This window comes from Sphingobacterium sp. UGAL515B_05, assembly GCF_033097525.1.
GTDB lineage: Bacteria > Bacteroidota > Bacteroidia > Sphingobacteriales > Sphingobacteriaceae > Sphingobacterium.
Genome location: NZ_CP109907.1, coordinates 6154826 through 6173213, shown reverse-complemented (window position 1 = coordinate 6173213; position 18388 = coordinate 6154826). Strand labels below are relative to the sequence as shown.

Sequence of the window (18388 nt, the reverse complement as noted above, 5' to 3'; positions counted from 1 at the left end):
TTATCTTTATGGTTTCAAAGCAAATAATTGTATAAATATAACTTTTTGAATCCAAATTGCCAATAGTAATTATTGCTTTACCTGAGTTTTTGACAAAGTTAGAGTGCAAGAATATTAAACTTTCGGGAAATTATTTCAATTTGTACATTCTTATTAAAGCTTTGTTTATCTTAAATAGCCTTCAGCAACACTTTTGTAGGTTAATCAGACTTGTTTCCCAATTCAGGAAAAAATCCAATATGAAAGAAATTATCCATTGATCTAACACTTCTCTCTAAGAATCAAAACCTTTCATCGCTCCAAATTTGTGTGTTTATATCGAAATCATTTTCCTCTGTTTTTACTTTGTATGTATATACATTTGATTTTATTCGTTTGATATTTGTGATTTTTATAGTAATATTGTGTTTATTGTTTTGTTTATCATAGGTTTTTGGTTAATCTGTTATGTATGTACAATTGAATAAGTCTAACGAATAATTTTGACCAATTTATGGAAAATGAAACTGATGTAATTAAAAATTATAAAATCTGATACTTATGAAATTACGTTTCTCACTTTCTTTTGCCGCCGGTCTGTTGCTTCTATGTGTACAGTCTGTAGTTGGCCAGGAGCACGCAATTTGGCAATTGGGGAATTCAGACGGTTCAAGCAGCGAATTTGCCTTGTCCCCGAATGGATATAAGAAATTTTTGGAACATGATTTTGGTTATGAAGACAATGCGTTTATCATCGGTCAATCTTCTTTAACAAAGGATCTACCCTATGTATTGCCCGGTCCGGCCAATGAATGGGGCGGGACTGGAGGAACCTCTGGTCTGAGAACACATTTTTTGAATTTATACTATGTGTTAAACAATAGTATAAAAAATGGTCAGTGCACACTTCAGGTTAAATTGGCCAATAGTGACCCTAAAAATAAACCTACACTACAGATCGTAATCAATGGCAAGCCCTATAATTTTGAGGTGGAGCGGGGAGCAGGAAATGGTGAGCCGCTAGAGAATCCTTTAAAATCTGGAAATTCTACGATAAATATACCGGTATCAGCTGATCTCATTAAGAAAGGCGGAAATCAGATTACCCTAACTGTCATAAAGGGAGGTTGGGTTGAATTTGATTCCTTTAAACTGCTTGGTCCACAGCAAGTAAAGTTAATAGCCAATCGATCTGTAATTGTTAAAAATGTACAGCAAGCTGATTTTGAGATCCTAAATGCAGGAAAACCCGTCCAAAATATGCTGGTTGATCTCTTGAAATTGAAAGATGATGAACAGTTGAAAGTAGTCTTGGATGGAAAGAAAATTTATGAGAAAACACTTGAAAAAGGTGCAGCGAAATTGGAAATACCAATGCCCTATGTCGCTAAGGATATCTGGAGTAAGTATGAAATTTATAATAATGGGCAATTAATACAGTCTTCAACAATCAAGCGGGGCCCAAAAAGACTTGGTGGAGTTTCAGATTATGTGAACACGATGATGGGTGCAGCACATTCCAGATGGATGATAGCCCCGGGACCATGGATGCCTTTTGGCATGGTAAAGATCAGTCCAGATAACCAAAATATTGGCTGGCAGGCAGGTTATGAACCTTCTATCGAATCTATTGGTACTTTTAGCCATATTCACGAATGGACAATGGCTGGATTGGGAACATTTCCGACAGCAGGTCAATTGAAAACTCGGGTCGGAGATCAGTACAGTACAAATTCAGGATATCGATCTGCAATAGATAAAACCAGCGAAAAGGCTCCATTGGGATATTATGCTGTTCATCTCCTTGATCACGATATCGACGTAAAATTGACGGCTGGTACACGTTCCAGTTTTCAACAATATACCTATCATAAGTCGGATACAGGACGTATCATGATTGATCTTAAGGTTAACGGAGAATATGATTATAAAATTAAAGATTTCTCGCTGAAAAAGGTTTCTGACTATAAGGTTGTGGGATACAGTAATCAATTATCTGAAAACGTTTGGTCCACGGATGCAAAACAGGATTATGTCGTATACTTTGTGATGGAGTTTGATAAACCTATCATAAACTATGGCACATGGCATAATGATCGGTTGACTGAACGGGCTGATTTGGTTGCTGATAGCGCTCAATTTGCGGGAATGTACGTGGAATTTGATGTGCATAAAGATAAGGCTGTACAACTGCGCACTGGGATTTCTTATGTGAGCTTAGCCAATGCAGAGGAGAATTTAAAAACGGAACTTTCGGAGCCATTCGGATGGTCCATTGATCGGGTCGTGGAAAATCAGCATAAAGTTTGGGATGAACTTTTAAGTAGATTGGCGATAAAGTCTTCAGACTATTTTGAAAAAGAGAAATTCTATACCAATATGTATCGCACTTTGGCAAGCCGAAACACATTTAGTGATGTGAACGGTCAATGGAGGTCTTCGGATGAAGTGATACGAACTTTAGCCCATAAAGGGGATCTCGCTTTAGGCTGTGATGCTTTCTGGAATACCTTTTGGAATTTAAATCAGTTTTGGAACTTGGTTACGCCGGAGTGGTCCAATAAATGGGTTAGATCGCAACTTGCGATGTATGACGCAAATGGCTGGCTGGCGAAAGGGCCGGCCGGAATGGAGTATATTCCGGTCATGGTTGCTGAACATGAAATACCGTTAATTGTTGGGGCATACCAGATGGGGATTAGAGACTACGATGCTGAAAAGGCATTTGAAGCTGTTAAAAAAATGCAGACAACAAGTCCATTGAAATTTGAAGGCGGTTTTGCGGGTAATAGGGATTTGGATGTCTATTTAAAATATAAGTACGTTCCTTATGATTTGGGGCGGTTTTCCAATTCTATGGAATATAGTTTTGACGATTGGACAGTTGGGCAGTTTGCAAAATCGTTAGGAAAGGAACAGGAATATCGCTATTTCAATGATCGCGGAAACTGGTGGAAAAATGCGATAGATGTCAGTAGTGGCTATGCTCGGATGAAGGATTCAAAAGGAGAATGGTATAAAGATTTTGACCCTTTTAAATCGGGGGCTAACCATCATTATGTAGAAGGAAATGCATGGCAATTGACCTTTTTTGTGCCACAGGATATTCCTGGACTAGCTAAAATGATCGGACAGGATGTGTTTTTAAAACGATTGGAATGGGGATTTCCAGAAAGTGAAAAATGGCGTTATAATGGCCCTAATGATCAATATTGGGATTATCCTGTTGTTCAGGGAAATCAGCAATCAATGCATTTCGCCTATATTTTTAATTGGTTGAATAAGCCCTGGTTGACACAAAAATGGAGCCGCTCCATAGGTGAACGCTATTATGGCCAAGGGGTTTCGAATGCTTATCTCGGCGATGAAGACCAAGGGCAAATGAGTGCTTGGTATATCATGAATGCTATTGGTTTATTTCAGATCGATGGCGGAACAAGGGTCAAACCAATTTATGAAATAGGAAGCCCACTCTTTGAGGAGGTTAAGATTAGATTGGATGGTAAATATGGAAGAGGTGAACAGTTTATTATCAAAGCGAAAAATGCAAATAAGAAAAATATGTATGTACAACGCGCAACGTTAAATGGAAAACCGCTCAATACCTTTTATTTTGATGCTTCCGAACTGCTAAAAGGAGGAGAGCTTGTCTTAGAAATGGGCGCTACACCGAATAAACAATGGGGACTGTATCAATAAAAAATATGTTTACTGCTGGATTAAAATAGAGCGAGTTGAACGATAACAATGATTTGTTAAAATTTGGTTAAACTTAGCGGCCCGATATAAGAAACTCGTTTTTGATGACGTTATATCAGTAGTTTCATAATTTAGGTTAATAATTGGTTAGTTAGTAAAAGCCTGAAGTTCCCCACTTCAGGCTTTTGTTGTTATTGGTCATCATAAATCTCTTTGCTTAACATGTATAGTTTTGCTAAATCCTATTAACAAACGTAAAATCATCGATATAACCAGTTGTAAGATTTGTAAATCTTTGCGATTATCTGTAGTATTGTAGGTACACGCTAAAATGAGCGGCCTATGGTGTTTGCTTGAATGAAAGCAATTAACAATGTCGTCTATCAAGATTATATGATCAAATCTATTCGTTTTTTACTTTTAGGATTATTTCTTTGGGAGAACGTTTCTGCCCAAAAGCTTCCTACAGACTATGTCAACCCGTTTATCGGTACCAGCAATTATGGAACAACTAATCCGGGTGCTCAGGTTCCCAACGGCTTGATGAATGTTTCTCCGTTTAATGTAATGGGATCATCACTTAATGCATTTGATAAGGATGCAAGATGGTGGTCTACCCCCTATGAACATAGCAACAGTTATTTTACAGGTTTTTCTCATGTTAATTTAAGTGGGGTAGGATGTCCAGACATGGGAAGTCTGTTGTTGATGCCAACCTCAGGTAAATTAGAGGTTGATTATCATCAATATGGAAGTACCTATACGCAGGAGGTTGCCCATCCGGGGTATTATAGCAATGTGTTAAAGAAATACGGTATCAAGACCGAAGTTTCAGCGACAACCCGTGTAGGTGTTTCTAAATTTACTTTTCCAAAAGGACAGGCAAATATCCTGCTTAATTTGGGCGAAGGTTTAACAAATGAAACGGGAGCAACAGTTCGTTATGTAAGTGATACCGAAATAGAAGGATCTAAATTGTTGGGCTCCTTCTGTTACACGAACAATCAGGCTGTTTACCCGATCTTTTTTGTTATGCGTGTCAATAAAAAACCATCAAAAAGAGGATATTGGAAATTCCAGCGTGCCGGAGAAAAATGGGAAAACGATTGGAATAGAGATGCCGGAAAATATAAAATTTTTACGGACTATACCGATCAGCTTTCCGGCGATGATCTTGGCGCATATTTTAGTTTTGATGTCAAAGAAAATGAAAGCTTAGAAGTACAGCTTGCCGTATCATTTGTGAGCGTTGAGAATGCGCGTAAAAATCTAGATGCTGAACAAGCAGACTTTAGCTTTGAAAAAACACAAAAGCACGCAGCTTCGCTTTGGAACAATGCATTGTCAAAGATACAGGTAGAAGGCGGTACAGAGGACCAAAAAACAGTGTTCTATACGGCTTTATATCATGCTATGATTCATCCAAATATCTTGCAGGATGTAAACGGAGAATATCCGGCAATGGAAAGTCGGAAAACACTTGTTGCAGATCACAAGCGTTACACCGTGTTTTCGCTATGGGATACGTACCGAAATGTTCAGCCTTTAATGTCACTGGTTTATCCCGATAAGCAGGTGGGCATGATACGTTCCATGATCGATATTTATAAGGAAAGTGGTTGGATGCCCAAATGGGAGTTGTATAGCCGAGAAAGCTATACCATGGATGGCGATCCGGCAGTTCCAGTGATCGTTGATGCATGGATGAAAGGCATTCGGGATTTTGATATCAATACAGCTTATGAAGCGTTTCTGAAATCGGCAACGACTACGGACTCCACGAATAAAATTAGACCCGACAATGCGGACTATGTGAAGTATGGGTATGTTCCACTGCGCGATTCATTCGATAATTCGGTATCTCATGCCATAGAATATTATGTTGCCGATTGGAACTTAGCCCAACTGGCCGGTTCATTGGGGAAAACCAAAGATGCCCAGCTTTTTGCTAAGCGAGCGCAGGGATATAAACATTATTATTCTTCGGAGTATGGGACTTTCAGACCTATTCTTCCTAACGGCGAGTTTTTAAGTCCATTTAGCCCATTGATGGGCGCCAATTTTGAACCTAATCATGGTTTCCATGAAGGTAACGCTTGGAACTATAGTTTTGCCATACCATTTGATATACCTGGTTTGGTGAAATTGATAGGTGGAAAGCAAAAATTTGTGGATAGACTGCAGGCAACGTTTGATAAAGGGTATTTTGATGTTACCAACGAACCAGATATGCTGTATCCACATGTGTTTTCAGAAATCAAAGGAGAAGAGTGGCGTACCCAAAAACTGGTTAAAGAAATTCTGGAGAAACATTTTACAAACAGTCCCGGAGGTATACCAGGAAATGACGATACGGGAACAATGTCTACATGGGCTTTAATGAACATGATTGGAATCTATCCTTTTTGTCCAGGTAGACCAGATTATACCGTTGTAACACCTGTATTCGACAAAGTGACCATCCAACTCGATAAGAAATATTATCCAAACGGCGACAAAGTGACGATAAGACGTCAAAAAGCGGGTGCTGGTGATTATATCAAAAAGATCGTTATCGATGGAAAACCATTCAATGGATTTAAAATCAACCATCAGACTTTGGTCAACAGTAAAGATATTCTAATCGTTACTGGAAATAGATAATTAGGCAAACTAAATTGAAAAACTGATCTACACGATGAAATATATTAATTATGCGGTCTGTGCAGGCCTTTTGTCCTTAATTGGTTGCGCTTCAATAAAAAAGTCCAATGAGACTTCTTATGTAGAATATGTAAATCCTTTTATCGGAACGGATTTTACGGGCAATACATATCCTGGAGCACAGTCGCCTTTTGGGATGGTGCAGCTCAGCCCAGATAATGGACTACCTGGCTGGGACCGTATTTCCGGATACTTTTATCCCGACAGTACGATTTCCGGCTTTAGCCATACACATCTAAGTGGAACTGGTGCCGGCGACTTGTACGACATATCTTTCATGCCGGTTACCTTACCATATCATGAAGCTGCTGCTCCCTTAGGTATACATTCCAAATTTTCGCATAAAGACGAAAAGGCTCACGCCGGATACTATCAGGTAAAACTTACTGATTACGATATAAATGTGGAGCTGACAGCAACGGCACGCTGTGGTATTCAACGTTATACCTTTCCAAAAGCCGAGTCTGCTGTATTTTTAGACTTAAAGAAAGCAATGAATTGGGATGCTACCACGGATTCACACATCGAAGTAGTTGATTCTGTCACTATTCGTGGTTATCGTTTTTCGGAGGGCTGGGCAAGAGGCCAACGCGTTTATTTTGAAACTCGGTTTTCTAAGCCTTTTATGGCCGTTCATATCGATAGTTCAGCAATATTATCCAGCGCTGATACAACGGCAAAAGGCGCAAAACGAATTGGTACAGCATTCAAAGCACGTTTTGATTTCAAGACAGCAGCTGGAGAACAAGTGACTTTAAGTACGGCCCTTTCGGGAGTAAGTATGGAAGGCGCTTCCAAGAACTTAAAGGCAGAAGTTCCAAAAGATGACTTTGATTATTATTTAAAGGAGGCCGAGCAAAATTGGAATCATGAATTGGGTAGGGTATCGATCGAGACCAAAGACAAAGAGGAGCAGGTTAAGTTCTATACAGCGTTATATCATTCCATGTTAGCACCGACGATTTTCGGTGATGTTGATGGTGCGTATATGGGGGCTGACCGGAAGGTACATCAGGCCGAAGGTTGGACTAATTATAGCACATTCTCACTTTGGGACACTTATAGAGCTTCCCATCCGTTATTTACCTATATCGACCCTAGCCGAGTAAATGATATGATTAAGTCCTTCATAGCCTTTTATGAACAGCACGGCCGATTACCGGTATGGAATATTTACGGAAGTGAAACGGATATGATGATTGGGAATCATGCCATTCCTGTCATTGTAGATGCATATTTAAAAGGAATTGGTGATTTTGATGCATCAAAAGCGTTAGAAGCCTGTGTTGCCACAGCTAATATTGACAATTACCGGGGTATAGGTCTGTATAAAAAGCTAGGCTATGTGCCTTATGATGTCAAAGATGAATACAATGCCGAAAACTGGTCCCTATCAAGAACACTTGAATATGCCTATGACGATCATTGCATCGCAATGATGGCCGATAAGATGGGAAAGAAAGAGATTGCGGGAACATTTTTTGCAAGAGCTCAAAATTATAAAAATGTGTATAATCCGGCTACTTCATTTATGCAACCTCGAGATAGCCATGGTAAGTTTATTACCCCATTTGATGCGGAGGAATATAGCGCGCATATCTGTGAAAGTAATGCATGGCAATATTTTTGGTCTGTACAACATGATATCCCTGGATTGATTAAACTCGTTGGTGGACAAGAGCGCTTTGGACAGAAGTTAGATAGCATGTTTACATTTCATCCTTCTGACACCAGCAAACTACCAATTTTTAGTACAGGAATGATTGGCCAATATGCACACGGTAACGAGCCAAGCCATCATGCAATCTATTTATTTAATGCGGTTGGACAGCCTTGGAAAACGCAGCAATATGCAGCGGAGGTAATGAACAAGCTTTACTTGAATACACCTTCTGGATTAAGTGGAAATGATGACTGCGGGCAGATGTCGGCTTGGTATGTATTCAGCTCATTGGGATTTTATCCTGTAGATCCCATCAGTGGAAAATACGAAATCGGTACACCTTTATTTGAAAAAGCTGAATTGAAATTGTCCAATGGAAAGAAATTTACCGTGAAAGCTAAGCATGTCAGTAAATCCAATATTTATATACAAGCCATTACGATCGATGGTAAGCCTCTTGAAACAAGTTATATCACACATGAACAAATTATGTCCGGAGCGACATTGGTGCTAGAAATGGGCGAAAAACCGGGACCGGTATGGTACAAAAATAGATAGGGTCTATAGGTAGATGGAGTTTCTTATGTGAAACGCCCAAATAATTAAGAGAAGCCTCCAAATGAATATTTAATTATTTTGGAGGCTTTTTTATTTTGCCGGCAGAATTAAGCTTTTGTAAAAGTATGTCGTACTACACCATGTTCCATTGGGGAAGAGCGCATAATTTGGGATATCTCCGACTATCGTCCAGCCACATTTTTGATACATAATATAAGCCGGGCTATCGGTTACAGTATCTAGTACCAGTAGTGTCTTATTTAGATCAATGGCTATATTTTCAATGTGTTGAAGTAAATTTTGTGCAATACCCATTCTTCGAAATTCAGTATGGACTAACATTTTGGCAACATCTGCACGATGTGTCTGATTTGATGGGAGGTCTATTTGCAGTTGAACAGTGCCTGCGATTCGATTTGTAAAAGTATTTTTAGCGACAATTAATACTGTTTTCTGTAGTTTGACTTTGCTCAGTACCTCAGTCCAAAATTTTCTTGCCTGCTTAACTGTTAGATCTTCCATAAAACCTACGGAGGCACCTCCTTGGACAATATTAAATGTCAGGTCTACTAGTTCGGAAATTAAGTTAATGCTAGATTCTTTGACTTCTTCAATGACAAAATCTGTATGGGAAATAGGTGAGGAACTCATGTGTTTGATTGGGGACGAGATATAGAAAAGGAATTGATCGCGATGTTATTAAGAAAAGACATTTTGGTCATGATCGGCTTGGCTCTTCTGGTGAGAATTATATTTAATAATCGTTACTCGTTGCGGGTGAAGGCATAATAGATGACGTATAACCAACCTAGTATTCCATGAATTAAAGCCCAAAGTATAGATTTGTTGCGATCCCATGAGGTGACAACGGCAATTACGGAACCGAGTCCAATACCCGATTGTGTGATCGTCTGTGTCGTCGATTTACTTATCTCTTGACTAAATGCGATATCCGCGATGAGAATAAAGAATATGAATAATGAGAGGTGCTTCATGACGACGCTATTGAGCTCCTCTTATTTTGAGTTCTTCATTGATTTCTTTTATTCTTTTAAAATTCAGAATAACAATGGGAGATAAGGCGAAAGGAATAGCCATTAATGCACTGAATCCTTTGCTAATTGAGGTGTAGATTCCCATGCCTAATAAGATCAAGAGCATGGCTGTGAGCATCCAAGTAATTACCTGAGCATTTTTTTTGTTGGTTTGAAGCTCTTCGTTGGTCATTCCGTTTAAAGGTCTATTATTCATATTTCGGTGGTTTATTCGCTCTAAGTTCCGTAATTCTTTTTAAGAAACAAAGTTTTCTGCGTTAAATGATGTGTGAATCTTGTTAAATATAGTCTTTTTCTTGTTTTTTTTTAAAAACGGTTAATTAAATGCTAAAATAGTCGGTTTCGAAGGGTCTTTTTTCTTAATAACACAGCATAAGGTGATTTTTATGGATTCCGTTTTTTAAAAGAGCAACCTTTTCATCTTTCAGGGTAACGAACATTTTGTACAAAGTAGGTATAAGCGTATTGTTTTGAGCAAGTAGATTGTGCGGGAAATAACGAATCTTAAAACAAAGACCACGAATATTAAACGAAACGGAAAGACTGTTTTAAAAAGCTTTTTTTTGTAAAAAAAATCAAGAAATGAGAATGCTAGCTTTAATCTTTATGATATTTACCATGTGTTCCTGTAGGGGTAATTTGGAATCGGGGTACAACGAGAAAATGGCTAAGCTATTGCATAGCTGTCGAGAAAAAATGGATGAGAGCTATGGAAAATTGCTGGAAGGTGAATATGATGTCGATAAATCAGACTATTCTTATCCTATGAAATTGAATGAGGCACGCGCTTTGAGTAGTTACATAAAAGGAATAAAATGTGAAGCCTCTCAATTGGAATACAGTAAAACTGCCGAAAGTTTTCACATCGCTACAGTTGGTTACATGACAGAGATCGTTGATGGATATGGTGTTTTATTAATTAAATATATTGATGAACAGAAAAAAGGGGGTCGGAAAAGTCTGTTGCGGGAGATTACTGATGAAAAAGAGAAAATTGCAGCCTTAGCTGAGTCGTGTTTAGGACATCAAATAGCCTTCATGAATCAAGCTGGAATAAAAGTAGATAGTCAAACAGGAAAGTAGTTGAAATATATTTTAATTTTATAACAATGTTAACACTAAAAAATAAGTGGTATTTGCTTATCATTTTACCCATGATGGCATTGTCCTGTAAGAGCAAAATAGCTGCGCATCAGTCAATACCCCCGTATTCATTAGCTGATACTGTGAAACCCGATTGGTATCGCGAATACTATGGTCAGGTTGTGATGATCGACAATGATTTTGTGACTCAGAAAAATGGCAGTTATTTAATAGATCTTCCTTTGCAGATCGTCCCAGATTCCACTTACGTTTTCTTTTTGAGTACTAGAATTCCAGTGGAGTTACTAAAGAGGTCAACTGAATTCTATCCCGATCTTCAGCATTTTGTACTGATTGTCCCCGATTGGAGGTATTATGATGAGGTTGCCAAAGAAGCCTCGAAAAACGGAATGTGTATAGAACCTGCGACGACCAATTTTTATTATTCCATAAAAAGAGAGGATGGTGGGGTTAAAGTCGACAGCATCCGGCTTTCTGGCGAAGATAACGCGAGGTTCGATTTTGTTAAACCAATTTCCCCAAAAGGCATGCTTACCGTTTATCGAAGAGAAAGTTACGGATCGGTTTGTTGCCCACGTGACCCCAAATGGGATAATGTCGATAAAGATGAGCTCTTTCTACGTGATTTTGAACACCGCAGTCACCTGAATGTGACCAAAGGGAGGTATGTGCAGATGGAAGGGAAAGAAGGCGAAAAAAGTATCTATTATACCTTACCAGGATTATCTTCAGCACAGCGATTACAATTTTTAGTAGATAAATATGCGCAATGGATTGTCAATAAAGATATGGAGGCAGGGGCGTTTATGCCACAGTTATTTACACCGCAAATTGTACCTATGGTAACCGAAGGTTTTAACAAAATGAAAGAATTACCATAAAGTTAGCGATACCGCAATTTGGATGTTTCTGGAACAATATGTTGTTTTTTTAATGGAGATAAAGCTATTCTGTTAGCTTTATCTCGAACATTTTATCCCAGTTTTTACCGGTAACAAAGAAAGTGTTTGATCTTTTATTGTAGGCGATACCATTTAATACATCTAAATCCTCATGTTGTGTTACATGTTCACGTAATTTAGATAGATCGACTAAAGCTTCCACTGTACCAGTTTTAGGGTCGATCCGTCCAATGACATCCTCCATAAAGAAATTTGCATAGATTTTTCCTTTTACCCATTCCATTTCATTGATTTGATCCACCATGGCTGTGTTCGTTGCTGCACGGATATAGTCCATTTTTGAGAAGTCATTTGGATTAAGCGTATAGATATAATCAGAACCATTGGACATGTATAAGTTTTTACCGTCAGAAGTTAAACCCCAGCCTTCCATTGGCTGAAAGTAAGGAAGTGTCTTAATAACAGAAAGGCTGTTTATATCGTATAGGTAGGCTAGATTGTTTTTATAAGTCAACTGATATAATTTTCCATTTAGTACGGTGGCACCTTCGCCAAAAATTGAATCATCCAATTCAATTTTTTTGGTGGGCTGACCCGTTTTTGGATTAACAATACGAACACTCGATTTACCCTTATTTCCGCTTGGACCAACCCCATTCCCAGTACTTTCGATCAAATTATCCCCATAAAACTCCAATCCTTGTGTGAAAGCTTTGATATCATGGGGGTAAATATTCACAATGCTATAGCTTAGCAAAAGCGGAGGAGTGGACGCGAATAGATCGATGTTGACTGAATTTTCTTCTCGTTTTCCATCACTAAATACGACAGCTTTAATAATCTGCTTGCCAAATTTCTCCTGTTTTAATGAAAAATGGAAAGGTTCATTTCCGATTACTTGACCAATCTTTTTATCGTTTATAGTGTAAATAACAGAGTCTATTTTCGGCGTTTTTTCGCTGTCCATCTTTAAGATCAGATCCTCGCCCTGCGAATAGCTCTGTTTAATGTTGTCAAAGGTAAATGTCGGATTTTCATCGGCATATTCGGGCTGAGAGCTTGAAGTTGTATTTGTATTGTTACTTTTATTTCCGGTACAACTGCCCAAAATGGTGCCAATAACGAAACAAATGAGGTAAGATTTTTTGTGCATTGATAGAGAGTGATTGATTAATTATCCGCTAATAAACTAGAAAACGAGTTGATTATAAATAGCTGTTGCTAATACTCGTTTCTCAAACTTAGATAAATTGTTTTTTATATGCAATTCAATTGCTGATCAATACAAAAGATAATTTGTCTTTGAAAAAAAAATGAACAATTATATGCTAGCCGATTGTTATAAAGGTATGGAAAGATTATATTTTACTGGAACGAGCGGTATCCTTTTGCCTTACAAGAATAAAAGCTACTATCCTGAGGAGTTTCAGGATAAAAGTCGATTGGCTGTATATAGCTTATTATTTAATTCATTGGAAGTAAACAGCTCTTTTTATAAAATTCCCAGAGAAGAAACCGTCAGAAGATGGTCCGAAGAAACGACCGATAATTTTCGTTTTACGTTTAAACTATGGAAAGGAATTACACATCAAAAAGAACTCAAATTTGATCCACAGGATGTCGCCAGATTTCTATCCGTTATTGACGCTGTCGGCCAAAAGAAAGGGTGTTTGCTCATACAATTACCACCATCTTTTAAATTTGCTTCTATTGGATTGCTTGCTGAATTGCTGGATTGTATTGCTCAGAACAATAGAAGTGAAGGGTGGTCGATCTGTGTAGAATTTAGGGATCCCGTTTGGTATAGGGAAGAAACTTCTGAACTGTTAAAATCTTTTAATATGAATCTGGTTATTCATGATAAGAATATGCAAGGTATGCGTCTTCAATACGCAGATGCAAATGCAAACATAATCTATATGCGATTCCATGGCCCAAATGGTGACTATAAAGGTAGCTATACGGACAACATATTGTTTGAATACAGCACCTATATTAACGACTGGATTGCAGAGGGAAAAGAAGTCTATACTTATTTTAATAATACAATCGGAGCGGCACTTTCTAATCTGAATACATTAGCCAAGTATATCACAGCGAGTAAAATATTTCCTGCTTAAAAAGTGTCTTTTTTAAAGTGCACTGCCACGGATATATTCAGTTCCCATGTAGCCGTCCCAGCCTTCATGTTCACGCATAATCCGCTGATAAGCTGCGGTCAATGCCTGAACCTTCGTAAATAAGGGAATACCTCTCCGGATGCAGTCGTGATCAGCGTAAGTCCCGGTATTATCGTACCATTGTAGCCACGCAAGTAATTCTTGTCTCTTCATAAGCGTTAATCTATCGAATAGTGTCTTATCTTTTAAGCTCATAAGCTGATAACGCCAATCCTTGCGATGCGATTCCATGGTTAGAATTTTTGGAAGTTGATGCGCTATGATCTGTTTAATAAGATATTCCATAATCTGAGATTTTAATTGTTAAAGATGAGTTGTGCGTGCGTATTCGAAAAGTCATTATATTTTCTTTTCATGTGGATGCGCAGGATTTCTTTATGTACATACGCGACAGCCTTTAATTTGGAAAGCTGCTGCACGCCATTTTCAATACATTTGCGATCTGTATAGTTTCCTTTTGGATCATGCCATTGCAGCCAATCAAGGAGTATTTCTCTTTCTAATTTCTCGAGTCTCTGATGTAAGCCGACTAATTCACTTTCCCGAAGTTGTTCGCGCCAGTCAGACCAGATCGGACCTGACACTATACCTCGCTTCTCTTTGAATTTGTTTTCCATATTTTACGTCGAATTTGAAGATCTAAAATTTGTTAGATGACTAGCTTACTGATAATAGCATTACCAAGTTTACTTTTCATAAATAGCTCAATTTGTTTCAGCAATTCTGGACTTACTTCGGGAACTCTTTCTAAATCTCGTATAAACCACTTCTGAATAACAGGCGTTTGTTTGGAACTTTGGTCAAATTTAACTAGTTCCGCTCGTGAGGATTTTCCAGCGGGATCGTAATATGACCACAGTACAATGAAAATCGTATTCGGATCTTCATCGGGATAGGGGGTATGAAAGCGAACGATGTCACCTACGTGTAAATCCTTATTGTCATATGCTGCGCTGTGTTCCATAAAAAGCGTTGTCTAAAACTGATATTCAAATATACTAAAAATATTAGTATTACAAATTTTTTGCTAAAAATTTTATACTTTATCTAAGAGGCCTTTGTTTTTTATAATTGGAGGCATGTCTTGGTGATTTGTGCTTTTACTCCGATTTAATTGTTTTTATGGCGTTGAATTTCAGTGTCTTATCTTGTAAGTGGAAAGGGTGGATAAATAGAAAGGGGAACTATTCGAAGGGAATTTTGTTAAGGCTTCGCACGGGATAATACCTAGGTAAAAAGTAGATGTGTTAGCGCGAGTTTTATGCTTCAGAACTTCACTTGTTGTAACATTCTTCTCAAAATTTCGGTAATTTGACTTTAAAGACATAATATGGCAACTCTACCTTATCAACTCCTTTATTCCATTGTGGGTCTTTAAAGAGTTGTGCACAAGAGAAATAAAGGTATCCGTCTCCGCCGATGCCCATAGAATCGGGCCAAAGTATTCGGGAGTCCTGTACCAGGGTATTCACATTTCCATCAGGATTTAAATATTTAATACTATAATCTATTGACGATGTTAGGTAAATATTTCCATCAATGTCTGCTAGTAAGCCATGCGTGATTCCCACTTCTCCTTTGTCTTCCACTTTTGCCTCCAATTCTTGATCCGTCAGCCTTTTGTTTGCTAAAAATTCTGTTGCAATACAATACAGATGGGTTTGATTGATCGGTTTGAAATATAAATATTTAAAATCGGGACTCAATGCTATGCCATTCACGTTGGAAGAAAAAGGCTTTCCATTTTCACTGCGCATTTCAATACCATTATAGCTTAATATTATATCAGGATCAGCCAGCGTAAAACGGCTTCCAGTTAAAGCCTTTCTAGTCTGTCCAGTTTTGAGGTCTAAAATAATGATGGCCGCTTGGCCGGGATCGGAGAGATAGGCTAAATTTCGCTTCTGGTCAATGCGCATATCATTTAGACCTGATTTGGTTTTATCAAGGTCGTCGAAACGATAAATATGCTCAATTTTATTTTTTTTTGTATCGATTTTTAACAATTTAAATTGGCCTTGAGTCGATTTTTCATCTTTTCCAAAAATTGATCCGGCAGAAGATGGTTTAGAATCCAATACCCAGAGATTGTCCTCGGTATCGACAAATATATCTTGGACATTTACAAAGTGGGAACTCTCTTTTCCTTTTAAATTCCATTCTTCATTTGGATAAGGAACAGGTTTTCCATTGATGATTTCAGTAAGTGCATACTGATAATTTTTCGCTTGTTTTGGGAAGGAAACAAATAATCGATTGTTGGATGTAACGCTCACACCGATCGGACGGTACGGACCCAAGGCTGCTGCTACCTCCAGTTTCGGGGCTGTAGTATTATTGATTTGTGCCAGCATAGTGAGAAAAAAGATGTGACAGAATAAAAAACTTAATATGAGCCGTGTTCGCATATTCTTGTTATAATTTAACCTAACTATATCGCTTTTGACTGTTCCCACTAAGTAATAAAGTGAGACTTTTAGCTTCCATATAGAGACCGCGCTCTCATAGAAGAACCTTCTATTCTCAATTATTGTTTGTCCTTTTCTCCAAATAATAATTTTTTACACTGATCAGCATGTCGTGCGACTAATGCCGATACGAATCCACGTGGATTTAATTTTCTGAGCGACTAGAAAAGTTGGGATAGGTCTCGGTGATTAAAAGTTGGTGATTTACGAACAAATTTCTTGCAAGAGTTTTTCAACTTCCTGGGCATGAGTGACCGTCATAAAATGTCCCGCACCCTTGATGATAAAGTTGGGCTTTACATTTTTGATGGGGATAATACGATCGCTACTACCGTGTATATGAATTAAATTGTCCGGAACCGAATTGTTTTTCCATTGTAGAATTTGATGTATTGCCCAGGCCATAAAGATTGGATCTGTATCCTTTAGGATTTGTTTTAGCAGTAAAGAATCTTCCTTGCGGCGTATACCAAAAAAATAATCCGACAGAAAGCTATGGGTCTTGAGCAATGAATTAGGGACAAACACGTTCAGCTTGAGTCTACCCGCTAATCGATACAGTATGGGTAATTCATGTCGTCCTTTGGCCGAAGCTAGCAGAATAACCCGTTGAACAGTTATAATTTTGGCAATTTCCATTGCAAGCATTCCGCCGAAAGAAAGCCCAATAAGGATGGGTTGCTCTGCGGTAATTTTAGCAGATATTCTTTTTGCATAAATAGATAGTGGTTCATTAGGATTTGGTGTAATCCAATCCAGATAGGTTATATCAAGCGAGCCAAAGTCTATCTTGCTGAATACACGTTGATCTACACCCAAACCGCTGATGACATATACTTTGGTTGCAGTGATTTTCATTTAAGCAAGTGTTTGTATCCATTTTTGGAGACAAGTTACTGAATTATCGCTATAAAACAGGGGCAAAAAATTGATTTTCGAATCAATTTTTTGCCCCTGTTTTATAATATTGAATAACGTAATTTTAATCCACCTAATCGCGCGAGCTTACTAAGATAAGCTCGCCAAGCTCTTAGCTTCAAAAGTCGATAATTCGTTGTATTTTTCGGCTTGCACTTTCTTCACCCAATTGGGGTCTTGTAAGATGGCTCTGCCTACTGCTACATGGTCGAAATCGCCACGTTCATAACGACGAACCAGTTCGTCCAGTGAGGCGGGAGAGGACCTGAACTCAGAATTGGTAAATACTTCACCAAAGTCTTTGTCAAGACCTACAGATCCAACCGTGATTGTTGGCTGTCCTGAAATCTTTTTGAGCCATCCAGCAAAATTTAAGTCACTGCCTTCAAATTCCGGCTCCCAATAACGACGTTGGCTTCCATGAAAAATGTCGACACCGGCATCGGTCAATGGTAGGATCCAATCTTCCATCGCTGCAGGGGTAGGAGCAAGCTTGGCTGTATAGTCCTGCTGTTTCCATTGTGATAAACGTAGAATAATCACAAAATCAGGTCCGACCGCTTTTCGCATTGCTTTTACGACCTCAACAGCGAATTTAGAACGCTCCTTAATTGTTTTTCCACCAAATTCGTCTGTTCTGTGGTTCATCCCTTCCCAGAAAAATTGGTCAATCAGATAACCATGGGCCCCGTGGATTTCAAAAGCATCAAAACCGAGGTCTTTTGCAGATTTTGCAGCGTCAGCATAAGCTTGTATTGTGGCCTCTATATCCGCTAATGTCATTGTATCTGGGCTTTCAAACGCAGCAGGCGGAGTCCATTGCATAGGGGTATAGCCAACATGCCATAGTTGAGGGGCTATTTTTCCGCCTTTTTCGTGCACAGCGTCGACGATATTTTTCCAGCCGTCCAATGCTTGGTCACCGTAAAAGTTTGGAATATCCTTTAAATTCTTTGATGAAGGTCTTTCAATAACTGTACCTTCCGTCAAAATTAAACCGACATCCCCCGCGGCACGACGCTCGTAATAACCCGCTACAGCGCTGTCGGGAACCCCATCCTTAGAAAATGCTCGCGTCATTGGCGCCATTACAAAACGGTTTTTGAGCGTTAAGTTTTTGTATTCAAATGGATTAAAAAGTGTTTGTATGCTCATTTTT

General features: G+C 38.5%; 16 protein-coding genes. 6 read left to right on the top strand and 10 right to left on the bottom strand.

Going from position 1 to position 18388, the window contains the following annotated elements; genetic code table 11:
• The first annotated feature begins 540 nt into the window (after positions 1–540).
• The 3 genes from OK025_RS25760 (at position 541) to OK025_RS25750 (ending at position 8602) form a co-directional block, all read left to right on the top strand.
• Positions 541–3678, top strand: coding sequence for a GH92 family glycosyl hydrolase (locus tag OK025_RS25760; RefSeq protein WP_317667622.1), 3138 nt, complete (start codon positions 541–543; stop codon positions 3676–3678).
• Positions 3679–4035: 357 nt separating this feature from the next.
• Positions 4036–6321, top strand: coding sequence for a GH92 family glycosyl hydrolase (locus tag OK025_RS25755; RefSeq protein WP_317667621.1), 2286 nt, complete (start codon positions 4036–4038; stop codon positions 6319–6321).
• A 34-nt stretch (positions 6322–6355) separates the two neighbouring features.
• Positions 6356–8602: a GH92 family glycosyl hydrolase gene (locus tag OK025_RS25750; RefSeq protein ID WP_317667620.1), complete on the top strand. Its 2247-nt coding sequence runs from the start codon at positions 6356–6358 to the stop codon at positions 8600–8602.
• A 90-nt stretch (positions 8603–8692) separates the two neighbouring features.
• Here the strand turns inward: OK025_RS25750 and OK025_RS25745 are convergent, their stop codons facing one another.
• The 3 genes from OK025_RS25745 to OK025_RS25735 form a co-directional block, all read right to left on the bottom strand.
• A complete protein-coding gene (locus OK025_RS25745; protein WP_317667619.1) occupies positions 8693–9253 on the bottom strand; it encodes a GNAT family N-acetyltransferase in 561 nt (186 codons plus the stop codon).
• Between the two features lie 113 nt (positions 9254–9366).
• Positions 9367–9597, bottom strand: coding sequence for a hypothetical protein (locus OK025_RS25740; RefSeq protein WP_317667618.1), 231 nt, complete (start codon positions 9595–9597; stop codon positions 9367–9369).
• 7 nt (positions 9598–9604) lie between these two features.
• Complete coding sequence (locus OK025_RS25735) at positions 9605–9853, bottom strand: redox-active disulfide protein 2 (protein ID WP_317667617.1); 249 nt, start codon at positions 9851–9853, stop codon at positions 9605–9607.
• Between the two features lie 386 nt (positions 9854–10239).
• On the opposite strand from OK025_RS25735, the gene OK025_RS25730 reads away from it, so the two are divergent.
• A complete protein-coding gene (locus OK025_RS25730; RefSeq protein ID WP_317667616.1) occupies positions 10240–10740 on the top strand; it encodes a hypothetical protein in 501 nt (166 codons plus the stop codon).
• A gap of 26 nt (positions 10741–10766) precedes the next feature.
• Positions 10767–11642 carry a hypothetical protein gene (locus tag OK025_RS25725; protein WP_317667615.1) on the top strand — a complete coding sequence of 292 codons (876 nt, stop codon included), beginning with the start codon at positions 10767–10769 and terminating at the stop codon, positions 11640–11642.
• Positions 11643–11706: 64 nt separating this feature from the next.
• On the opposite strand, the gene OK025_RS25720 is transcribed toward OK025_RS25725, so the two are convergent.
• Entirely contained in the window at positions 11707–12816 is a 1110-nt protein-coding gene (locus OK025_RS25720) for a glutaminyl-peptide cyclotransferase (RefSeq protein ID WP_317667614.1), read from the bottom strand.
• Positions 12817–13012: 196 nt separating this feature from the next.
• On the opposite strand from OK025_RS25720, the gene OK025_RS25715 reads away from it, so the two are divergent.
• Positions 13013–13783: a DUF72 domain-containing protein gene (locus OK025_RS25715; RefSeq protein WP_317667613.1), complete on the top strand. Its 771-nt coding sequence runs from the start codon at positions 13013–13015 to the stop codon at positions 13781–13783.
• Between the two features lie 12 nt (positions 13784–13795).
• On the opposite strand, the gene OK025_RS25710 is transcribed toward OK025_RS25715, so the two are convergent.
• From OK025_RS25710 to OK025_RS25685, 6 genes are all read right to left on the bottom strand, one after another.
• Complete coding sequence (locus OK025_RS25710; protein WP_317667612.1) at positions 13796–14128, bottom strand: hypothetical protein; 333 nt, start codon at positions 14126–14128, stop codon at positions 13796–13798.
• A gap of 11 nt (positions 14129–14139) precedes the next feature.
• Complete coding sequence (locus OK025_RS25705; RefSeq protein ID WP_317667611.1) at positions 14140–14460, bottom strand: hypothetical protein; 321 nt, start codon at positions 14458–14460, stop codon at positions 14140–14142.
• Positions 14461–14492: 32 nt separating this feature from the next.
• Positions 14493–14807 carry a hypothetical protein gene (locus OK025_RS25700; RefSeq protein WP_317667610.1) on the bottom strand — a complete coding sequence of 105 codons (315 nt, stop codon included), beginning with the start codon at positions 14805–14807 and terminating at the stop codon, positions 14493–14495.
• A 331-nt stretch (positions 14808–15138) separates the two neighbouring features.
• Positions 15139–16197, bottom strand: a complete 1059-nt coding sequence (locus OK025_RS25695) for an SMP-30/gluconolactonase/LRE family protein (RefSeq protein WP_317667609.1) — start codon at positions 16195–16197, stop codon at positions 15139–15141.
• Positions 16198–16515: 318 nt separating this feature from the next.
• The gene (locus OK025_RS25690) at positions 16516–17169 is read right to left on the bottom strand and encodes an alpha/beta hydrolase (protein ID WP_317667608.1); all 654 of its coding nucleotides are present in this window, start codon (positions 17167–17169) and stop codon (positions 16516–16518) included.
• Positions 17170–17319: 150 nt separating this feature from the next.
• Positions 17320–18384 (bottom strand): NADH:flavin oxidoreductase, encoded by a 1065-nt coding sequence (locus OK025_RS25685; RefSeq protein ID WP_317667607.1) that lies wholly within the window; start codon positions 18382–18384, stop codon positions 17320–17322.
• Positions 18385–18388: the final 4 nt, after the last annotated feature.